The sequence below is a fragment of the Rhizobium sp. EC-SD404 genome (genome assembly GCF_902498825.1).
In the GTDB taxonomy this organism is placed as follows: Bacteria; Pseudomonadota; Alphaproteobacteria; order Rhizobiales; family Rhizobiaceae; genus Georhizobium.
Genome location: NZ_LR701459.1, coordinates 2,557,983 through 2,573,701, shown reverse-complemented (window position 1 = coordinate 2,573,701; position 15,719 = coordinate 2,557,983). Strand labels below are relative to the sequence as shown.

General features: G+C 63.4%; 14 protein-coding genes. 8 read left to right on the top strand and 6 right to left on the bottom strand.

The features are described 5' to 3' along the window. Positions 1–13 precede the first annotated feature (13 nt). From GC125_RS13130 to GC125_RS13120, 3 genes are read right to left on the bottom strand one after another with little or no spacing between them, the layout of a single operon-like run. Positions 14–904, bottom strand: coding sequence for a DMT family transporter (locus tag GC125_RS13130; RefSeq protein ID WP_151986052.1), 891 nt, complete (start codon positions 902–904; stop codon positions 14–16). Between the two features lie 37 nt (positions 905–941). Further along, positions 942–1,703: an ABC transporter permease gene (locus GC125_RS13125; RefSeq protein ID WP_151986051.1), complete on the bottom strand. Its 762-nt coding sequence runs from the start codon at positions 1,701–1,703 to the stop codon at positions 942–944. Continuing rightward, positions 1,700–2,626, bottom strand: coding sequence for an ABC transporter ATP-binding protein (locus GC125_RS13120; RefSeq protein ID WP_151986050.1), 927 nt, complete (start codon positions 2,624–2,626; stop codon positions 1,700–1,702). Before GC125_RS13120 ends, GC125_RS13125 begins: the two co-directional genes overlap by 4 nt. A gap of 424 nt (positions 2,627–3,050) precedes the next feature. On the opposite strand from GC125_RS13120, the gene rpsU reads away from it, so the two are divergent. Together rpsU and gltX are read left to right on the top strand one after the other, a co-directional pair. After that, the gene (gene rpsU, locus GC125_RS13115) at positions 3,051–3,281 is read left to right on the top strand and encodes a 30S ribosomal protein S21 (protein ID WP_151986049.1); all 231 of its coding nucleotides are present in this window, start codon (positions 3,051–3,053) and stop codon (positions 3,279–3,281) included. A gap of 442 nt (positions 3,282–3,723) precedes the next feature. Beyond that, the gene (gltX, locus tag GC125_RS13110) at positions 3,724–5,103 is read left to right on the top strand and encodes a glutamate--tRNA ligase (protein ID WP_151987888.1); all 1,380 of its coding nucleotides are present in this window, start codon (positions 3,724–3,726) and stop codon (positions 5,101–5,103) included. Here gltX and GC125_RS13105 read toward each other — a convergent pair. Together GC125_RS13105 and GC125_RS13100 are read right to left on the bottom strand one after the other, a co-directional pair. Beyond that, positions 5,021–5,740, bottom strand: coding sequence for a hypothetical protein (locus GC125_RS13105; RefSeq protein ID WP_151986048.1), 720 nt, complete (start codon positions 5,738–5,740; stop codon positions 5,021–5,023). The genes gltX and GC125_RS13105 overlap by 83 nt on opposite strands. 159 nt (positions 5,741–5,899) lie before the next feature. Then, entirely contained in the window at positions 5,900–8,221 is a 2,322-nt protein-coding gene (locus GC125_RS13100; RefSeq protein WP_151986047.1) for an NADP-dependent malic enzyme, read from the bottom strand. Positions 8,222–8,420: 199 nt separating this feature from the next. Here GC125_RS13100 and GC125_RS13095 point away from each other — a divergent pair, with 199 nt between their 5' ends. Then, complete coding sequence (locus GC125_RS13095) at positions 8,421–9,266, top strand: UDP-2,3-diacylglucosamine diphosphatase (RefSeq protein WP_151986046.1); 846 nt, start codon at positions 8,421–8,423, stop codon at positions 9,264–9,266. An 8-nt stretch (positions 9,267–9,274) separates the two neighbouring features. Here the strand turns inward: GC125_RS13095 and GC125_RS13090 are convergent, their stop codons facing one another. Beyond that, positions 9,275–9,475 carry a hypothetical protein gene (locus GC125_RS13090; protein WP_151986045.1) on the bottom strand — a complete coding sequence of 67 codons (201 nt, stop codon included), beginning with the start codon at positions 9,473–9,475 and terminating at the stop codon, positions 9,275–9,277. 126 nt (positions 9,476–9,601) lie between these two features. On the opposite strand from GC125_RS13090, the gene GC125_RS13085 reads away from it, so the two are divergent. From GC125_RS13085 to GC125_RS13065, 5 genes are all read left to right on the top strand, one after another. Further along, positions 9,602–10,834 carry an MFS transporter gene (locus GC125_RS13085; protein ID WP_151986044.1) on the top strand — a complete coding sequence of 411 codons (1,233 nt, stop codon included), beginning with the start codon at positions 9,602–9,604 and terminating at the stop codon, positions 10,832–10,834. A gap of 202 nt (positions 10,835–11,036) precedes the next feature. Further along, positions 11,037–12,170: an ABC transporter permease gene (locus GC125_RS13080; protein ID WP_151987886.1), complete on the top strand. Its 1,134-nt coding sequence runs from the start codon at positions 11,037–11,039 to the stop codon at positions 12,168–12,170. 9 nt (positions 12,171–12,179) lie between these two features. After that, the gene (locus GC125_RS13075) at positions 12,180–13,034 is read left to right on the top strand and encodes an ABC transporter ATP-binding protein (RefSeq protein ID WP_151986043.1); all 855 of its coding nucleotides are present in this window, start codon (positions 12,180–12,182) and stop codon (positions 13,032–13,034) included. Between the two features lie 7 nt (positions 13,035–13,041). Continuing rightward, the gene (locus GC125_RS13070) at positions 13,042–14,730 is read left to right on the top strand and encodes an MlaD family protein (protein WP_151986042.1); all 1,689 of its coding nucleotides are present in this window, start codon (positions 13,042–13,044) and stop codon (positions 14,728–14,730) included. A 117-nt stretch (positions 14,731–14,847) separates the two neighbouring features. Continuing rightward, complete coding sequence (locus GC125_RS13065; RefSeq protein WP_286165505.1) at positions 14,848–15,441, top strand: ABC-type transport auxiliary lipoprotein family protein; 594 nt, start codon at positions 14,848–14,850, stop codon at positions 15,439–15,441. Positions 15,442–15,719: the final 278 nt, after the last annotated feature.

Sequence of the window (15,719 nt, the reverse complement as noted above, 5' to 3'; positions counted from 1 at the left end):
GTCGCTTCAGGCTTCAGGCTTCGGCCTTCTGCGCTCGGGTCGTCATGGCGACACCGGCGGCGATGATCAGCGCGCCGATCCAGGTGAGCAACGAATAGCGCTCGCCCAGGAAAACGACGCCGGCGAAGAGGCCGACAGCGGCGGCGACATAGCCGATCTGGCTGAGATAGACCGGGCCGCCGACCGATTGCAGGCGGAAGAAGAAGATGAACATCGCCGATGCGCTGGCAACCTGCGCCGCGACGACAAGCGGGATCGTGCCAAGAACCGGCAGGGCGGCGATGTCACCGGTGATGAGAAGCCCGACAAGAAGCACGAGCGCGGCGGCAAGGTGGCTGCCGGCTGCGAGCTCGATCGGGCCGGCATCCTTCGGCCAGTCGATGGTGCGATAGATATTTCCGGCGGCGAGGCTGACGGGGATCAGGAGGCCGATCGCGACCCAGAACAGGCTTGCGGGCTCATTCGCTTCGCCGCGCGTGATGGCGACGAGGAGTGCGCCGACGAAGCCGACGGCGATGCCCGCCATGCCGAGGCCGTTCGGCTTGCGTACGCGGAGCAGGATGGAGAGCAGGAGCGTCAGCACCGGCGAGAGCGTGAACATGATGCCCGTGTAGCCCGCGCCGAGATGGGGGACTGCGGAGAACATCAGGAGGTTGGGGATTGCGTAGGAGATGATGGCGGCGAGGAAGAAGTAGCGCAGTTTCGCGGCGCCCAGACCGACGCGCCCGCCACGGGCGAGGAGACCGGCGAGGAGCAGTGCCCCGGCGCCGAAGGAAATGACGAATGACCAGAGAAGCGGCGGGGCACCTGCAAGCGTCGCGACCTTGCCGAGCGGCGGTGTCGCACCGAGCAGGAGCCCGGTGACGACGAGGAGGCCGAAGACGGATCGCCAAAGTGCGTTCATCGGAGAGGTCCGCTTCAGCGCGCCGGAAACTGACGTATCAGCTCTTGAGTTGGTAGCCGGTCTTGAAGATCCACCAGACGACGGCAAGGGCGGCCACCAGGAAGAAGAAGATGGCAGCGACCGACCAGACGAGGCTGACGTCGGATACTTCGAAGAAGGACCAGCGGAAGCCCGAGATCAGGTAGAGAACCGGGTTGAACAGCGTCACGTTCTGCCAGAAGGGCGGCAGCATATCGATCGAGTAGAACGATCCGCCGAGGAAGACGAGCGGCGTGATCACGAGCAGCGGTACGAGCTGCAACTTCTCGAAATTGTCTGCCCAGATGCCGATGATGAAGCCGATCAGCGAGAAGGTGAAGGCGGTGAGCAGCAGGAACGCGATCATCCAGAACGGGTGCGCGATGCGCAGATCGACGAAGAGCGCGGCGGTGGCGAGGATGATGACGCCGAGGATGATAGACTTCGTCGCGCCGGCACCGACATAGCCGAGCACGATCTCGAAGAACGAGACCGGTGCCGACAAGAGTTCGTAGATCGTGCCGGTGAATTTGGGGAAATAGATGCCGAAGGCCGCCGCCGAGACGCTCTGTTGGAGGAGCGTCAGCATGATGAGGCCCGGCACGATGAAGGCGCCATAGGAAACGCCGCCGACGGTTTCGATGCGCGAGCCGATCGCGGCACCGAAGACGACGAAATAGAGCGACGTAGAGATGACCGGCGAGATGATGCTCTGCAGCACCGTGCGCTTCCAGCGGTTCATCTCGAACATGTAGATGGATTTGACGGCCTGGAAATTCACTGCTGTTCCTTCACAAGGCTGACGAAGATGTCTTCGAGCGAGCTCTGATGGGTATCCAGATCGCGGACGCGAATGCCGGCCTGCTGAAGATCGGCGAGCAGGGCGGTGATGCGGGTGCGTTCGCCCTGGCGGTCGAAGGTGTAGACGAGGGTGCGGCCCTCGTCGTTCAGCTCCAGATTATAGGTGGCGAGACTTTCCGGAACCGAGGCAAGCGGCTCGCGCACCTCGAGCTTCAGCTGCTTGACGCCGAGCTTGCGCATCAGTTCGGCCTTGCGCTCGACGAGAAGAAGCCGCCCTTGCGAGATGATGCCGATGCGGTCGGCCATCTCCTCGGCTTCCTCGATGTAGTGGGTGGTGAGGATGATCGTGACGCCGGATTCGCGCAGTTTGCGGATCACCTCCCACATGTCCTTGCGCAACGAGACGTCGACGCCTGCTGTCGGTTCATCGAGGAACAGGATGTCGGGCTCGTGCGACAGGGCCTTGGCGATCAGCACGCGGCGCTTCATTCCGCCCGAGAGTTCGCGCAGCTTGTTGTCGCGCTTGTCGAACAGCGACAGGTCCTTGAGGATCTTGTCGATGTAGGTCGGGTTCGGCGTTTTGCCGAAGAGGCCGCGCGTGAACGAGACCGTGTCGAAAACGGACTCGAACTGATCAGTCGTCAGTTCCTGGGGTACGAGACCGATCATGCTGCGGGCGGCGCGATAGTCGCGCACGATGTCGTGGCCGCCGACGGTGACTGAGCCGTCGCTGGCATTCACGATGCCGCAGATGATGGAAATCAGGGTCGTCTTGCCGGCGCCGTTCGGGCCGAGAAGCGCGAAAATCTCGCCTCGATCAATCTCGAGATCGATGCCCTTCAGGGCTTGGAAACCGGAATCGTATCGTTTTGAAAGGCGTGAAACGGCGATGATGGGCTGCATGCGGCGCAATCTATGCTCAAAAGACACGAATGCAATGTGCCTCCCAACGAAAAGCATAGGATTGTCGGTTCGAAGGTAGCGTCGCCGGTGGAGGGCACGCGTCGGATGATGTCGAGTGCCCCTGCGCCATTGAATTGCTGAGCCGGCGACCGTATATGGAGACCAATGACGCGCCCGATTTTTGCGGGACGATGGCCGATTATTGTTCGGTCAACCTCATCTGGCCTCCTACGGACGTCCGACCCTCGAAGCGACACTCGTTTCCCTCGTCGGCGCCGCCCGGACACTCCGGGCCCTGTCAAAGCGGCAGGTCGGCGTTAAGCAACGCCTCGTCGGGCCAAGAACTCAACGGGAATGCCCTGGGCTCTCCAGGACTTCCAAGATAGCCGGTTTCCGCGACGGCGGGATCGGGATTGGAGCACCATTGCAAGTACTCGTCAGAGACAACAACGTCGAACAGGCCATGCGTGCGCTGAAGAAAAAGCTGCAGCGTGAAGGACTTTTCCGCGAGATGAAGCAGCGCCAGGCTTACGAGAAGCCATCCGAGCGCCGCGCCCGCGAAAAGGCACAGGCGATCCGTCGTGTTCGCAAGGCGGCCCGCAAGCAGGCACAGCGCGAAGGCCTGCTGCCGCGCACGACAGGCGCTCGACGCTAAGGAATTCTCGGGTAGGGCTCAGTGTTAACGTTTCGTTAACCATTTGCACCTTAGCCTGACATGTCCGCTGATTTGGCCTTCGTGGCCTACAGCGGATGACTGAGATTGACGCGCCGTTGCTGACCACGGATGTACTGGCAGCACGGTGCGTGATCTCGACCTGCCGCGCTGGCTTTTTTGCTCTGGGCGGCATGCGTTCATAGACGGGAATGACGCAAGCGGGGGCGACCCCGCTTTTTTCGTGCGTTCAGTGCCGAAGCACAGCATCGCGCCGGGGCGGCCAGCCTTGCGGAGTAGGGCGATCTCGAATAGAGCCGTTTCGCATTCTTCGAGACCCTCCACCGCTCTATTTTTCTTGATTGTCGCGTTTCCAAACGGTGAACCGGCTTCCACTTCACCGGGAAACGCTTTAACCGAACTTCCCATGAAGACATTCGAACGCATGCCCGTCGCCGTTCGTTTCGCGCCTTCGCCGACCGGATATATCCATATCGGCAATGCGCGGACCGCGCTTTATAACTGGCTTTATGCCAAGCAGCATGGCGGCGAGTTCATCCTTCGCTTCGACGATACGGACCAGGCACGTTCCAAGCCGGAATATGCCGAGGCGATCGTGCGCGATCTGGAGTGGCTGGGGATCACGCCGGACCGGATCGACTATCAATCGAAGCGCTTTCCGATCTACGACGCGGCGGTGGCCAAGCTGAAAGAGGCGGGCCTGCTCTATGCCTGCTACGAGACGGCGGACGAGCTGGAGCGCAAGCGCAAGCTGCGCCTGACGCGGCGGTTGCCGCCGGTCTACGGCCGCGACGCGCTGAAGCTTTCCGACGAGGAGCGTGCGGCGCTCGAGGCTGAAGGACGCACGCCGCACTGGCGCTTCCTGCTGCCGAATTTCGAGAGCGACCCGTTCGAGACGCGCCGCACCGAGATCCACTGGGAAGACGTGGTGCGCGGCCACCAGACGGTCGACCTCGCGTCCATGTCGGACCCTGTGCTGGTGCGCGAAGACGGCACCTATCTCTATACGCTACCGTCGGTCGTAGACGACATCGAGATGGGGATCAGCCATGTGATCCGCGGCGACGATCATGTGACGAATACGGGCGCGCAGATCGCGCTCTTCCATGCGCTGGGCGAAGAGGCGCCGGAATTCGGCCACCACAATCTCCTGACGACGGTCTCCGGCGAGGGGCTGTCGAAGCGCACCGGCGCGCTGTCGCTCGGCTCGCTCAGAGAACGCGGCTTCGAGCCGATGTCGGCCGCTTCGCTGGCGATCCTGATCGGATCATCGGAAAGCGTTTCAGCCGTGCCCTCGATGGATGCGCTGCAGGAGCAGTTCGACCCGGCCAATGCATCGAAGTCGGCGGCGAAGTTCGATCCTGAAGAATTGACGGCGCTGAACCGAACGCTGGTGCATCAGCTGGAATTTGCCGATGTGCAGGAGCGATTGGCCGAGCTCGGTGTCGTCGGCGACAAGGCGGAGGCGTTCTGGCAGGTGATCCGCGGCAATCTCGACTTCGTGTCGGACGCCGGCGCATGGTGGACCATCGTGACCGAAGGGCCGACTAGGGACGGGGATGCGGAACTCGCCGGCGAGGATCTGGATTTCGCGCGGCAGGCTTTCGACAGCGCGCCGGCCGGCCCGTGGGACGGGACGACCTGGAAGCTGTGGACCGATCAGCTCAAGGCGGCGACCGGGCGCAAGGGGCGGCAGCTCTTCATGCCGCTGCGCATCGCGATCACGGGAAGAACGTCGGGACCGGAGATGTCAGATCTATTGCCTTTGATTGGTCCGGAAGGAATTGCGGCCCGACGACCCTGACATTGCGCTCCTGCAGCCGCTCGTCCAAATCGACCAGTTCACGGTCTTCCGCCGGGATGATCGGTTCGGCCACGATCGGCGCGGGGGCTTCTGGCGCCGGGATCGTCAATGTCGACTGCAGCTGGTTCGATGACGGTGCAGGCGGCGCTGCAGGCACGATTTCCGTGATGCTCGACTGATCGGCTGAGGCGGTTCGGAACTGGCTGTAACGCGCGGCCTCGCGAACCGGCTCGACTGGGCAGCCATAGGCGGCGAGCTCGGCGCGGATGGAGGCCGGATCGGAATAGATGACGGACTGGCGCATCGCATCGCGCTCTTCCTGCAGGAAGGCGATTTCCGCTTCCATCGATGCCGCTTCTGCTTCAAGCGGACCGCATACGTTGCCTTCGCCACCGCGATAGACGATCACCGAATTGCCGCAGCCGGCGTGATGCAGATCGACTGCGATCTCGCCGAGCGCTTGCTTGGCCTGTGCCAGATACACGTCCACGGCCGGGTTGGTCACCTGGCCGGTCGAGAGCGCCAGATCGTGGTGCAGAGCCGCACAGATATCCGACCCTTCAGCGAACGCTGTCGTGGAGAAGGTCAGGGTGGCACCGGCCAGCAGCGCCGCAACGCCCGTTGCGATCGGTCTCATTGTCTATCCGCCTGTTTTGATCCGCCGAATTTAGCGGCTGCTGCGATGGACGCCAAGCGACATCGCGTTTTAGCCTTAATGCGGCAGGGCGGATTTTGTTTCGTCGCATAAAGATCACAATCCAGCCGGCGCAAGACGCCGGCTGGATCAGCGACGGGCCTATTGCGGCTGCGATGCTTCCACGACAGCGAGCGTGGCCATGTTGACCACGCCGCGCGAGGTGACGGACGGCGTGAGAATGTGGGCCGGCTGGGCAGTGCCGAGCAGGATCGGGCCGACATGCAGCGCGTCGGTCATCGTCTTGACGACGCCGAGCGTGATGTTGGCGGCATCGAGGTTCGGGAAGACCAGGAGGTTGGCTTCGCCGGTGAGGCTGCTGCTCGGCATGACGCGCTGACGCAGGATGGCGGAAATCGCCGAATCACCATGCATCTCGCCATCGGCCTCAAGTTCGGGATCGAGCTTGCGAACCAGCTCGGTGGCGCGGCGCATCTTCTCGGCACTGGCTGAATCGCGCGAACCGAAATTGGAATGCGACACGAGAGCGGCGCGCGGCTCGATGCCGAAACGGCGGATTTCGTTGGCCGCCATGATGGTCGTTTCGGCCAGCTCCTCCGCGCTCGGATCGTAGGAGACGTAGGTATCGGTGAAGAAGGTGGCGCCGCGCTGCGAGATCAGCAGGCTGAGCGCGGAATAGTCGATGACGCCTTCACGCTTGCCGATGATCTGGCTGATATCGCGCAGATGGCGGGCATAGCGGCCTTCGAGACCGCAGATGAGTGCATCGGCCTCGCCACGGCGAAGTGCGAGCGCCGCAATCACGGTGGCGTTGGTGCGCACCGTGGTGCGGGCGGCTTCGGGCGTGACACCCTTGCGGCCGACAAGCGCGAAATACTCGTCCACATAGTCGCGGTAGCGCGGATCGTCTTCCGGGTTGATCAGCTCGAAATCGATGCCGGCGCGCACGCGCAGGCCGTAGCGGCGCAGGCGGACGTCGATGATCGCCGGGCGGCCGATGAGGATCGGCTTGGCGAGACCGTCTTCGACAAGCACCTGGATGGCGCGCAGCACGCGTTCATCTTCGCCTTCGGCAAAGATAACGCGCTTCTTTTCCGCGACCTTGGCCGCCGAGAAGACCGGCTTCATGATGAGGCCGGAGCGGAAGACGAAGCGGTTCAGCTCATCCATATAGGCTTCGAAATCGGCGATGGGCCGGCGGGCGACACCGGTTTCGGCGGCGGCCTTGGCGACGGCCGGCGCGATGCGAAGGATAAGGCGCGGATCGAAGGGCGAGGGGATGAGATAGTCCGGCCCGAAGACCGGCGTGTCGCCCGAATAGGCGCGGGCTGCGACGTCGGACGGCTCCTCGCGGGCCAGGCCGGCGATGGCGCGCACGGCGGCGAGCTTCATTTCCTCGTTGATCGTGCGGGCGCCGCAATCGAGTGCGCCGCGGAAGATGTAGGGAAAGCAGAGGACGTTGTTGACCTGGTTGGGAAAATCCGACCGGCCCGTGCAGATCATCGCATCTGGCTGGGCGGCGCGCGCCTGGTCGGGCATGATTTCCGGCGTGGGATTGGCCAGAGCCAGGATGAGCGGCTTCTCGGCCATGTCGGCCAGCATCTCGGCATTCAGGACGCCGGCTGCGGACAGACCGAGGAAGACATCGGCGCCGCTGATGGATTCGACGAGCTTGCGCTTGTCGGAGGGCTGGGCGTAGACGGCCTTCCATTCATCCATGAGCGCGGTGCGGCCCTCATAGACGAGGCCTTCGAGATCGTGGACCCAGATGTTCTCGCGCCTGGCGCCGAGCGCGACTAGAAGGTTGAGACAGGCCAGTGCGGCGGCACCGGCACCCGCGGTGACGATCTTGACGTTCTCGATCGACTTGCCGGCGAGTTCCAGGCCGTTGAGGATCGCGGCTGCGACGATGATCGCCGTGCCGTGCTGGTCGTCGTGGAAGACCGGAATGTCCATCTTGTCGCGCAGCTGGCGCTCGACCTCGAAGCACTCCGGCGCCTTGATGTCTTCCAGATTGATGCCGCCGAAGGTGGGCTCGAGCGCGGAAATGACCGTGACCATGCGGTCGACTTCCTGGGCGTCGATCTCGATGTCGAAGACGTCGATGCCGGCGAATTTCTTGAAGAGGACGGCCTTGCCTTCCATGACCGGCTTGGAAGCGAGCGGGCCGATGGCGCCGAGGCCGAGCACGGCGGAGCCGTTAGAGACAACCGCGACGAGGTTCGCGCGGCTCGTATAGTCGGCGGCGCGATCAGGATTGTCGCGGATGGCGAGGCAGGGTGCGGCCACGCCCGGCGAATAGGCAAGCGCCAGGTCGCGCTGGTTGCCAAGCGGCTTGGTCGCCTGGATCTCGAGCTTACCGGGGCGCGGATAGCGGTGATAGAACAGCGCGTTTTCGTCGAGATCGCCGGAAGCCGGCGTGTTGCGTTCCGTCTTGGGTCCGTTCAGATCCTTCGAAGTCATAGCGCCCTGTCGTCCTGCCTGCCGAATAAGATGGCGCGGGGCGCGCCGCTTCGCCCGCCCGCGCGATGGTCCGGAGTGTCTTGCGGATTCGTGTCCCCGCTGTCCAGTCACACGATGATGTTTCCGCGATTTCGGGCCGATGTCATCCAACTGAAACAGGACTCTGATTATCCGGGCGCATGAAGCCAGAGGATGCGACATGTCACAGGACACGAATGAAGCCGCCGTGCGCCGCTTTCGAACGCTCTTCATCTCCGATGTGCATCTTGGTTCGAAGTCGGCCAAGGCGGACCATCTGCTCGATTTCCTCAGGCATCACGAGGCCGAGACGATCGTGCTCATCGGCGATATCGTCGATGGCTGGCGGCTGAAGCGCAGCTGGTACTGGCCGCAGGATGCCAACGACGTGGTGCAGAAGCTTCTGCGCAAGGCGCGCAAGGGCACCCGCATCATCTACATTCCCGGCAATCACGACGAGTTCCTGCGCGATTTTCCTGGCATCCATTTCGGCGGGATCGAGGTGAAGACCAACACGATCCACGAGGCGGCCGACGGCAAGCGCTATCTCGTGCTGCATGGGGACGAGTTCGACGTGGTGGTGCGCCATGCGCGCTTCCTCGCCTATCTTGGCGACTGGGCCTATGACGCCGCGCTTGGCATCAACATCGTCCTGAATATGCTGCGGCGCCGGATCGGCATGCCCTACTGGTCGTTTTCTGCCTGGGCGAAGCACCGGGTGAAGCAGGCGGTGAACTTCATCGGCGAATTTCAGAAGGTGGTGGCAGAAGAAGCGCGCCGGCACGAGGTCGACGGGGTGATCTGCGGTCACATCCACCATGCTGCGATCGAGGACATGGACGGGATCACCTATATCAACAGCGGCGACTGGGTGGAGAGCTGTACTGCGATCGGCGAGACGCTCGACGGCGAGATGACGCTTCTGACGTGGCGGGTGCTGCGCGCCGAAACCACGCCGACGACCACGCCGCCCTTGCTCGCGCCGCCGGTTGCCCAGGTCAAATTGCGGGAGGTGGAGGCGGCCTGAGCGAAGGCTTAGCGCAGCTTGCCGCTGAAGAAGAGCATGAAGGCTTCGGTTTCGTCCTCAAAGGCAGCTTCATTGCGGCTGGCCTTCTCTATGCTCGACAAAGCGAGGCGCAGCTTCGCGAGGATGGCCGGGTCGGATTGATCGCGGATCGCCACCTTCAGCATGGCGCGGAACTTCATGATCTGAACCTTGTCGTCGTCGCTCAGCAAGACATCGTCCCCCGCCTGTCGCAGGCAATGAAGCAGATCGCCGGATCGAAGGAAACGACGAAGGTGCTTGGCGATGTTTGGCGCTTGGCTCAGCCCGCTGGACTCGTGTAACGGTCGCGCCATCTCATGCGGTGGCTGGGCATTTCGCCGGCGCTTGCGGGCGAAGGGCGGGCGATGCAAGGCGACGATAGGGGCAGTTCCGGGGCGATCGAGACAGCGCCGCCTGCTTTTGCCCTGCGCGCCGGAGCGGGGTTCTTCGGCACCTTTCTCGCCTTCGGGATCATGTTGCCGTATTTCCCCGTCTGGCTGAAATCGCTGTCGCTCGAGGATTGGCAGATCGGGCTTTTGCTGTCGCTGCCGATGTTCGTGCGCATTCTCACGACGCCGCTGATCGCCGCTTACGCAGACCGCGCAGCCGACCGGGCGCATGTGCTGATCCTCACCGCATTCCTGTCGATCGTTGTGACGGCGCTGCTGTTCGTCGTCGACGGGTTCTGGATGCTGCTCGTGGTGGTGCTGGCGCAGGCGATCGTGGTTGCGCCGCATGTGGTGATCATCGATTCCATCACCATCACGGGTGTGCGACGCTACCGGACGGACTACGCGCGGGTCCGCCTCTGGGGCTCGCTCGCCTTCGTTGTCGCCAATGTCATCGGCGGCTACGTGATCGCGCGGCAAGGGGCGGGCGCGGTGTTGCCGTTGCTGATTCTCGGCCAGATCACGACGTTCGGCGCGAGCCTGCTGGTGCCGCGGGTCGGGCGTCCGCGCCGGCCTTCGGCGCTTGCGGGCGGCGGGCAGGCGGGATTGCTTGCCAACCGGCCCTTCGTGGTGATGCTGATCGGCGGGGCGACGATCCATGCCAGCCACGCGATGCTCTACGGCTTTTCGGCCATCTACTGGGGCCAGCTCGGCTATTCGGGCACGGTGATCGGCGCGCTCTGGGCAACGGGCGTGATTGCCGAAGTCGCGCTCTTCCAGATGTCGCGTCGCCTGATCGGCCATATCGACGTGACCCGTCTCATCGTCGCGGGCGGGCTGGTCGCCGCTCTGCGCTGGGCGGTTTTTCCCATCGATCTCGGTGCAGGCTGGTATTTCGCCATGCAGCTGCTGCACGCCGGCAGCTTTTCGGTGGTGTTTCTCGGCATGCAGCGGCTGATCGTGATGTATGTGGGCGAAGAGAAGGAAGCGGGCGCGCAAGGCCTGTTTTTTATGGTCAGCGGCTCCACCATGGCAACGTCGATGGTGGTGTCCGGCTATCTGTTCGACCGATTCGGTGGAACCGCATTCGTGGCAATGGCGTTTCTTGCGCTAATGGGCATTGCGTGCCACCTCGCGGGCCGGTCAATGCAGCGTCCATAAGCTCTTGCAGATGCAGGCGGGCAACGCCGGTTTCAAAAAAGACACAACGACTGTTCAAACGCTTGTGACCCGGTGTCATGTGCGCGTGACAGTGAAGAACTGAGCGGATAAGGCTTCGCGAATGGTAGATGCAGTCGTCAGTCCCGAACATGCGGATCACGCAGCTGCGCGCAATTCTGTGCGCGGCGCGGATACCAGCATCATGGGCAGGGCGCGCCTCGACATTCGTGACGAGGCAGACGGTACCGTGCGGCTGGCGATGTCCGACGACTGGCGCCACCATGGGGTGAAAGAGGTAAACGCTGCCTTAACCGAGTTTCACGAGAAGACCGACGCGCGCGCCGTCATCGTCGACATGAGCGCCGTCACGCAGATCGACACGGCTGGTGCCTGGCTCGTGCGCCGCCTGCAGGCTCAGATGCGTGCCAAGCGTATCGGGTTTTCGGTGGAAGGCGCAGACGAGACGGAAAAGGCGCTTCTCGTCGCCGTGCCGGAAGAATTGCATGACGGGCGCACGCCGAAAGAGGCGGTGCCGCTTTTCGAGCGTCTGTTCACGCCGACCGGCAAGATCGTCTATGCCGTGTTCGACGACATCGTCGCGGCTCTGTTCATTCTCGGCTCGGCCGTGCGCGGTGCGCAGGAGAAGCTGGAGAAGAACGCCCCCGTATCACCGGCCGCGATCGTCTCGCAGATCGACCATATGGGCGTGCGCGCCGTTCCGATCATCGCGCTGATGTCGTTTCTGATCGGCGCGATCATCGCGCAGCAGGGTGCGTTCCAGCTGCGCTATTTCGGCGCCGAACTCTTCGTCGTCGACCTTGTCGGCATCCTGCAGCTTCGCGAGATCGGCGTGCTTTTGACTGCGATCATGATCGCCGGCCGTTCGGGCAGCGCCATCACGGCCGAGATCGGCTCGATGAAGATGCGCGAAGAGGTCGACGCGCTGAAGGTGATGGGCCTCAACCCGATCGGCGTGCTGATTTTCCCGCGCCTCGTGGCGCTGACGATCGCGCTGCCGCTTCTGACGGTCATCGCCAATTTCTCGGCCCTTTTCGGCGCTGGCGTCGTTGCCTGGAGCTACTCGGGGATCACGCCCGACACGTTCCTGGCCCGCCTGCAGGAAGCGGCCGACGTCTCGACGCTGATTGCCGGCATGATCAAGGCGCCCTTCATGGCGCTGATCATCGGCATCGTCGCCTCGGTGGAAGGCATGAAGGTCGGCGGCAGCGCCGAATCGCTCGGCCGCCACGTAACGGCGGCGGTGGTAAAGGCGATCTTCGTCGTCATCCTGGTCGACGGCCTGTTCGCCATCTTCTACGCCGCGATCGATTTCTGAGGAGCGCCGATGTCCGACCAGACAGACATGAAGGCGACGGGTGCCAGCGGGGCCGACCGCAACACGGTTCTTTCCGTGCGCGGGGTCAATGTCTCCTTCGGCAGCAACACCGTGCTGCAGGATCTCGACCTCGACATCTATCGCGGTGAGATCCTCGGTTTCATCGGGCCTTCGGGCACGGGCAAGTCGGTGCTCATGCGCGCCGTGCTGCGGCTCCTGCCGCGCCAGAGTGGCAAGATCTGGATCCTCGGGCACGACTACGAGACCGTTTCCGATGCGGAGCGCATGGCGCTCGACATGCGGCTCGGCGTCCTCTTCCAGCAGGGTGCGCTGTTCTCGTCGCTTACGGTGCGGGAGAACATCCAGGTGCCGATGCGGGAATATCTCGATCTGCCGCAATCGCTGATGGACGAACTCACCATGCTCAAGATCGAGATGGTGGGCCTCGCGCCGCAGGCGGCGGACAGATACCCCTCGGAGCTTTCGGGCGGCATGATCAAGCGCGCGGCGTTGGCGCGGGCTTTGGCCCTTGATCCCGACCTGGTCTTTCTCGACGAGCCGACCTCGGGCCTGGACCCGATCGGCGCGGCGGAATTCGACGAACTGATCGCGCGCCTGCGCGATACACTGGGTCTGACCGTTTATATGGTGACCCACGACCTCGACAGCCTGTTTTCCGTCTGCGACCGTATCGCGGTGCTGGGGGACAAGAAGGTCAAGGCGCAAGGCACGATCGAAGAGATGCTGGCCTTCGACGACGAATGGATCCAGTCCTATTTCCACGGCAAGCGGGCGCGTTCGATCGTCCGCGACGACGGACAGCCGAACCGAGCCGGCGCTGAAGCCGGAACGATGAACGGATAGAAGCAGTATGGAAACAAGAGCCAACTACGCCATTGTCGGCCTGTTCACGGTCCTCGTGCTCGTCGCCTCCTTCGGATTCGTCTATTGGATGACGAATTACGGCAACCAGAGCGAAACGGCGCCGCTGAACGTGCGCATCCCAGGCTCGGCCAACGGCCTGAGCGTAGGATCGCCGGTGCGGTTCAACGGCATTTCTGTCGGTTCCGTGCGCGGACTGACGATCGACGAGAACGATGCAAGCTTCGTCGTGGCGCGGACCGACGTGCGCGCCGATGCGCCGGTGACCGAGGCCACGGAAGCCATTCTGGAAATCCAGGGCCTGACGGGTGCGGCCTATATCGAGCTCAGCGCCGGTCAGACGCCTGGCCAGCAGAGCATCCTGCTCGAAGCCATCGACAGCGGCGTGCCGGCACAGCTGACGGCAGATCCGTCGAGCGTGACGAACCTTCTGTCGACGGCCGATCAGATTCTGACGCGCGCCAATGACGTTGTGGAAGAAATCGAGGGCTTCGTCGTGGATGCACGGGGGCCGCTGACCAACACGCTGCGCAACACCGAAACCTTCTCGCGTGCGCTGACGGACAATGCCGACAATATCGACCAGTTCCTGCAGAGCGTCGGTGCGCTGTCACAGACATTCGACGGTCTTTCCGGCCGGCTCGACACGACCATGGCGGCGGCCGAGCAGTTGATGACCTCGATCGACGGGCAGAAGATCGATTCGATCCTCACCAATGTCGACACCGTCACCGCCAATCTCTCCGTCGCTTCAGGCGACGTAACGGAAGTGGTCGCAAGCTTCCGCGATACGGCCGCGACATTCGAGACTTTCGCCACGACCGCCGGCGCCTCGATCGCACGGGTGGACCAGATCATCGGAAATGTCGATCAGATCATCGCCAGCGTCGATGCAGAGCAGGTTGGCACGCTTGTCGAGAACATCTCGGCTGCGAGTGCCGACGCACGTGCGGCGATCGAGAACACGGCGCAGATCACCGAGCGCTTCAACGCCCGCGGCGAAGATGTCGACCGCTTCATCAGCGACGTGACGGAAATGGCCGACCGCCTGAACGCCGCCTCGACCCGAGTCGACAGCGTGGTGGCCAAAGTGGACACGGCGCTTGGGGAAGGCGACGTCGCCAATCTGCTCGCCGACGTGCAGCAGGCCGTCCAGTCGTTCTCGGAACTCGCTTCGGCGATCGATTCCACGCAGGTGAACCAGGCGCTGACCGACATTGCGTCCGCGAGCGACAGCGTGCGCCAGGCAGCCGACGACACGCGCCGCCTGACGGGCAACTTCGCCGAGCGCGAGGACGACATCGACGCTTTCATCTCCGACGTCACGCAGATGGCGGACCGCCTGAACGCGGCTTCGGTGCGCGTCGACGGTGTGCTTGCCAAGGTCGATGGGTTCCTGGGCGAGGGCGATGCCTCCAACCTGCTGGCCGAAGCGGAGGCTGCGATCACGTCGTTCCGCCAGGTCGCCGACAACATCAACGGACGCGTGGGGCCGATCGCGGAGAACCTGGAGCGCTTCTCCAACAGCGGCCTGCGCGATGTCGAATCGCTCATCGTCGAGACGCGCCGTTCTATCAACCGGATCGAGCGCAGCATCTCCTCCATCGAGCGCAATCCTCAGCGCCTGATCTTTGGCGGCGAAGACGTGCAGCAGTTCGACGGCCGGGTGCGCCGCTGATGCGAAACGGACAGCAAGACAGGCCCTTTGAACGCGGTGCGTTACCGAGGGCCACTCCCTTTTTCCGGCAGCCGCCGAGTGCGGCGCCGACTGCCTTTTGATGAAAGGATTTTTCGTTTGCTGAAGCGTTTTCTATCGATCGTCGCCGTTGCAGCAGCGCTTTCGGGCTGCGCCGGCCTTCCCGGTTTTTCGACCCCGAACGACACGTTCGCACTGACCTCGCCACCTGCCGCGCCATCCGTGCCGGCGGCCGCGCGGCGCCAGCTGCTTATCCAGGAGCCGAGCGCGCTGAAGCTGCTCGACAGCGAGCAGATCGTGGTGCGCGTTTCGGATTCGGAGGTGCAGTACCTCACCAACTCGCAGTGGAACGATCGCCTGCCGCGTATCGTCGAGTCGAAGCTCGTCGAAGCCTTCGAGAACACCGGTCAGCTCGGCGGCGTTGGCCGCTCGGGTGACGGGCTTGCGATCGACTTCCAGCTTTTGACCAACATCCGCAGCTTCGAGGTGCTGGCCTATGGCTCGCCGCGTGCGGCCGTGGAGCTCTCGATACGGCTCATCAACGACCGGGACGGCACGGTCGTCGCCCAGCGCGTCTTCACCGGCACCGCGCCGGTCGCCGGAACGGGCAACGAGACCTATGTCCGCTCGCTCGACGCGGCGTTCAACTCCATCGTGCCCGAGATCATCTCCTGGACGATGCAGCGGATCTGATCGAACCCACGATCAGACGAAGTTCGAGAACCCCGCTGGTGATGCCGGCGGGGTTTTTTGTTGTGGGTGATCGGGGTCGATGCGGCATTCAGGATATTGCTGGTGTCGCCGATGCACGGCGTGAGCATGACCGCGAGGAGCGGCAATTACTGTTCGTGGATGCTTGAGCGCTGCCAGTCTCTCTCGGCGTGACCAGAGCGAAGCTGCCGCCGGGCTGAACCAGTGCGGTCTGTCGCCATAGGATGCGCCCAGCGCAGCGATGGCACCCGTCGGCACAT

Excerpts from the sequence above, each read along its gene's own strand:
- GC125_RS13080 (WP_151987886.1), top strand. The coding sequence starts at position 11,037 with ATGGGCAGGGCGCGCCTCGACATTCGTGACGAGGCAGACGGTACCGTG.
- GC125_RS13105 (WP_151986048.1), bottom strand. The coding sequence starts at position 5,740 with ATGAGACCGATCGCAACGGGCGTTGCGGCGCTGCTGGCCGGTGCCACC.
- GC125_RS13095 (WP_151986046.1), top strand. The coding sequence starts at position 8,421 with ATGTCACAGGACACGAATGAAGCCGCCGTGCGCCGCTTTCGAACGCTC.
- GC125_RS13120 (WP_151986050.1), bottom strand. The coding sequence starts at position 2,626 with ATGCAGCCCATCATCGCCGTTTCACGCCTTTCAAAACGATACGATTCC.
- GC125_RS13085 (WP_151986044.1), top strand. The coding sequence starts at position 9,602 with ATGCGGTGGCTGGGCATTTCGCCGGCGCTTGCGGGCGAAGGGCGGGCG.
- GC125_RS13075 (WP_151986043.1), top strand. The coding sequence starts at position 12,180 with ATGTCCGACCAGACAGACATGAAGGCGACGGGTGCCAGCGGGGCCGAC.
- GC125_RS13070 (WP_151986042.1), top strand. The coding sequence starts at position 13,042 with ATGGAAACAAGAGCCAACTACGCCATTGTCGGCCTGTTCACGGTCCTC.
- GC125_RS13100 (WP_151986047.1), bottom strand. The coding sequence starts at position 8,221 with ATGACTTCGAAGGATCTGAACGGACCCAAGACGGAACGCAACACGCCG.
- GC125_RS13130 (WP_151986052.1), bottom strand. The coding sequence starts at position 904 with ATGAACGCACTTTGGCGATCCGTCTTCGGCCTCCTCGTCGTCACCGGG.
- gltX (WP_151987888.1), top strand. The coding sequence starts at position 3,724 with ATGCCCGTCGCCGTTCGTTTCGCGCCTTCGCCGACCGGATATATCCAT.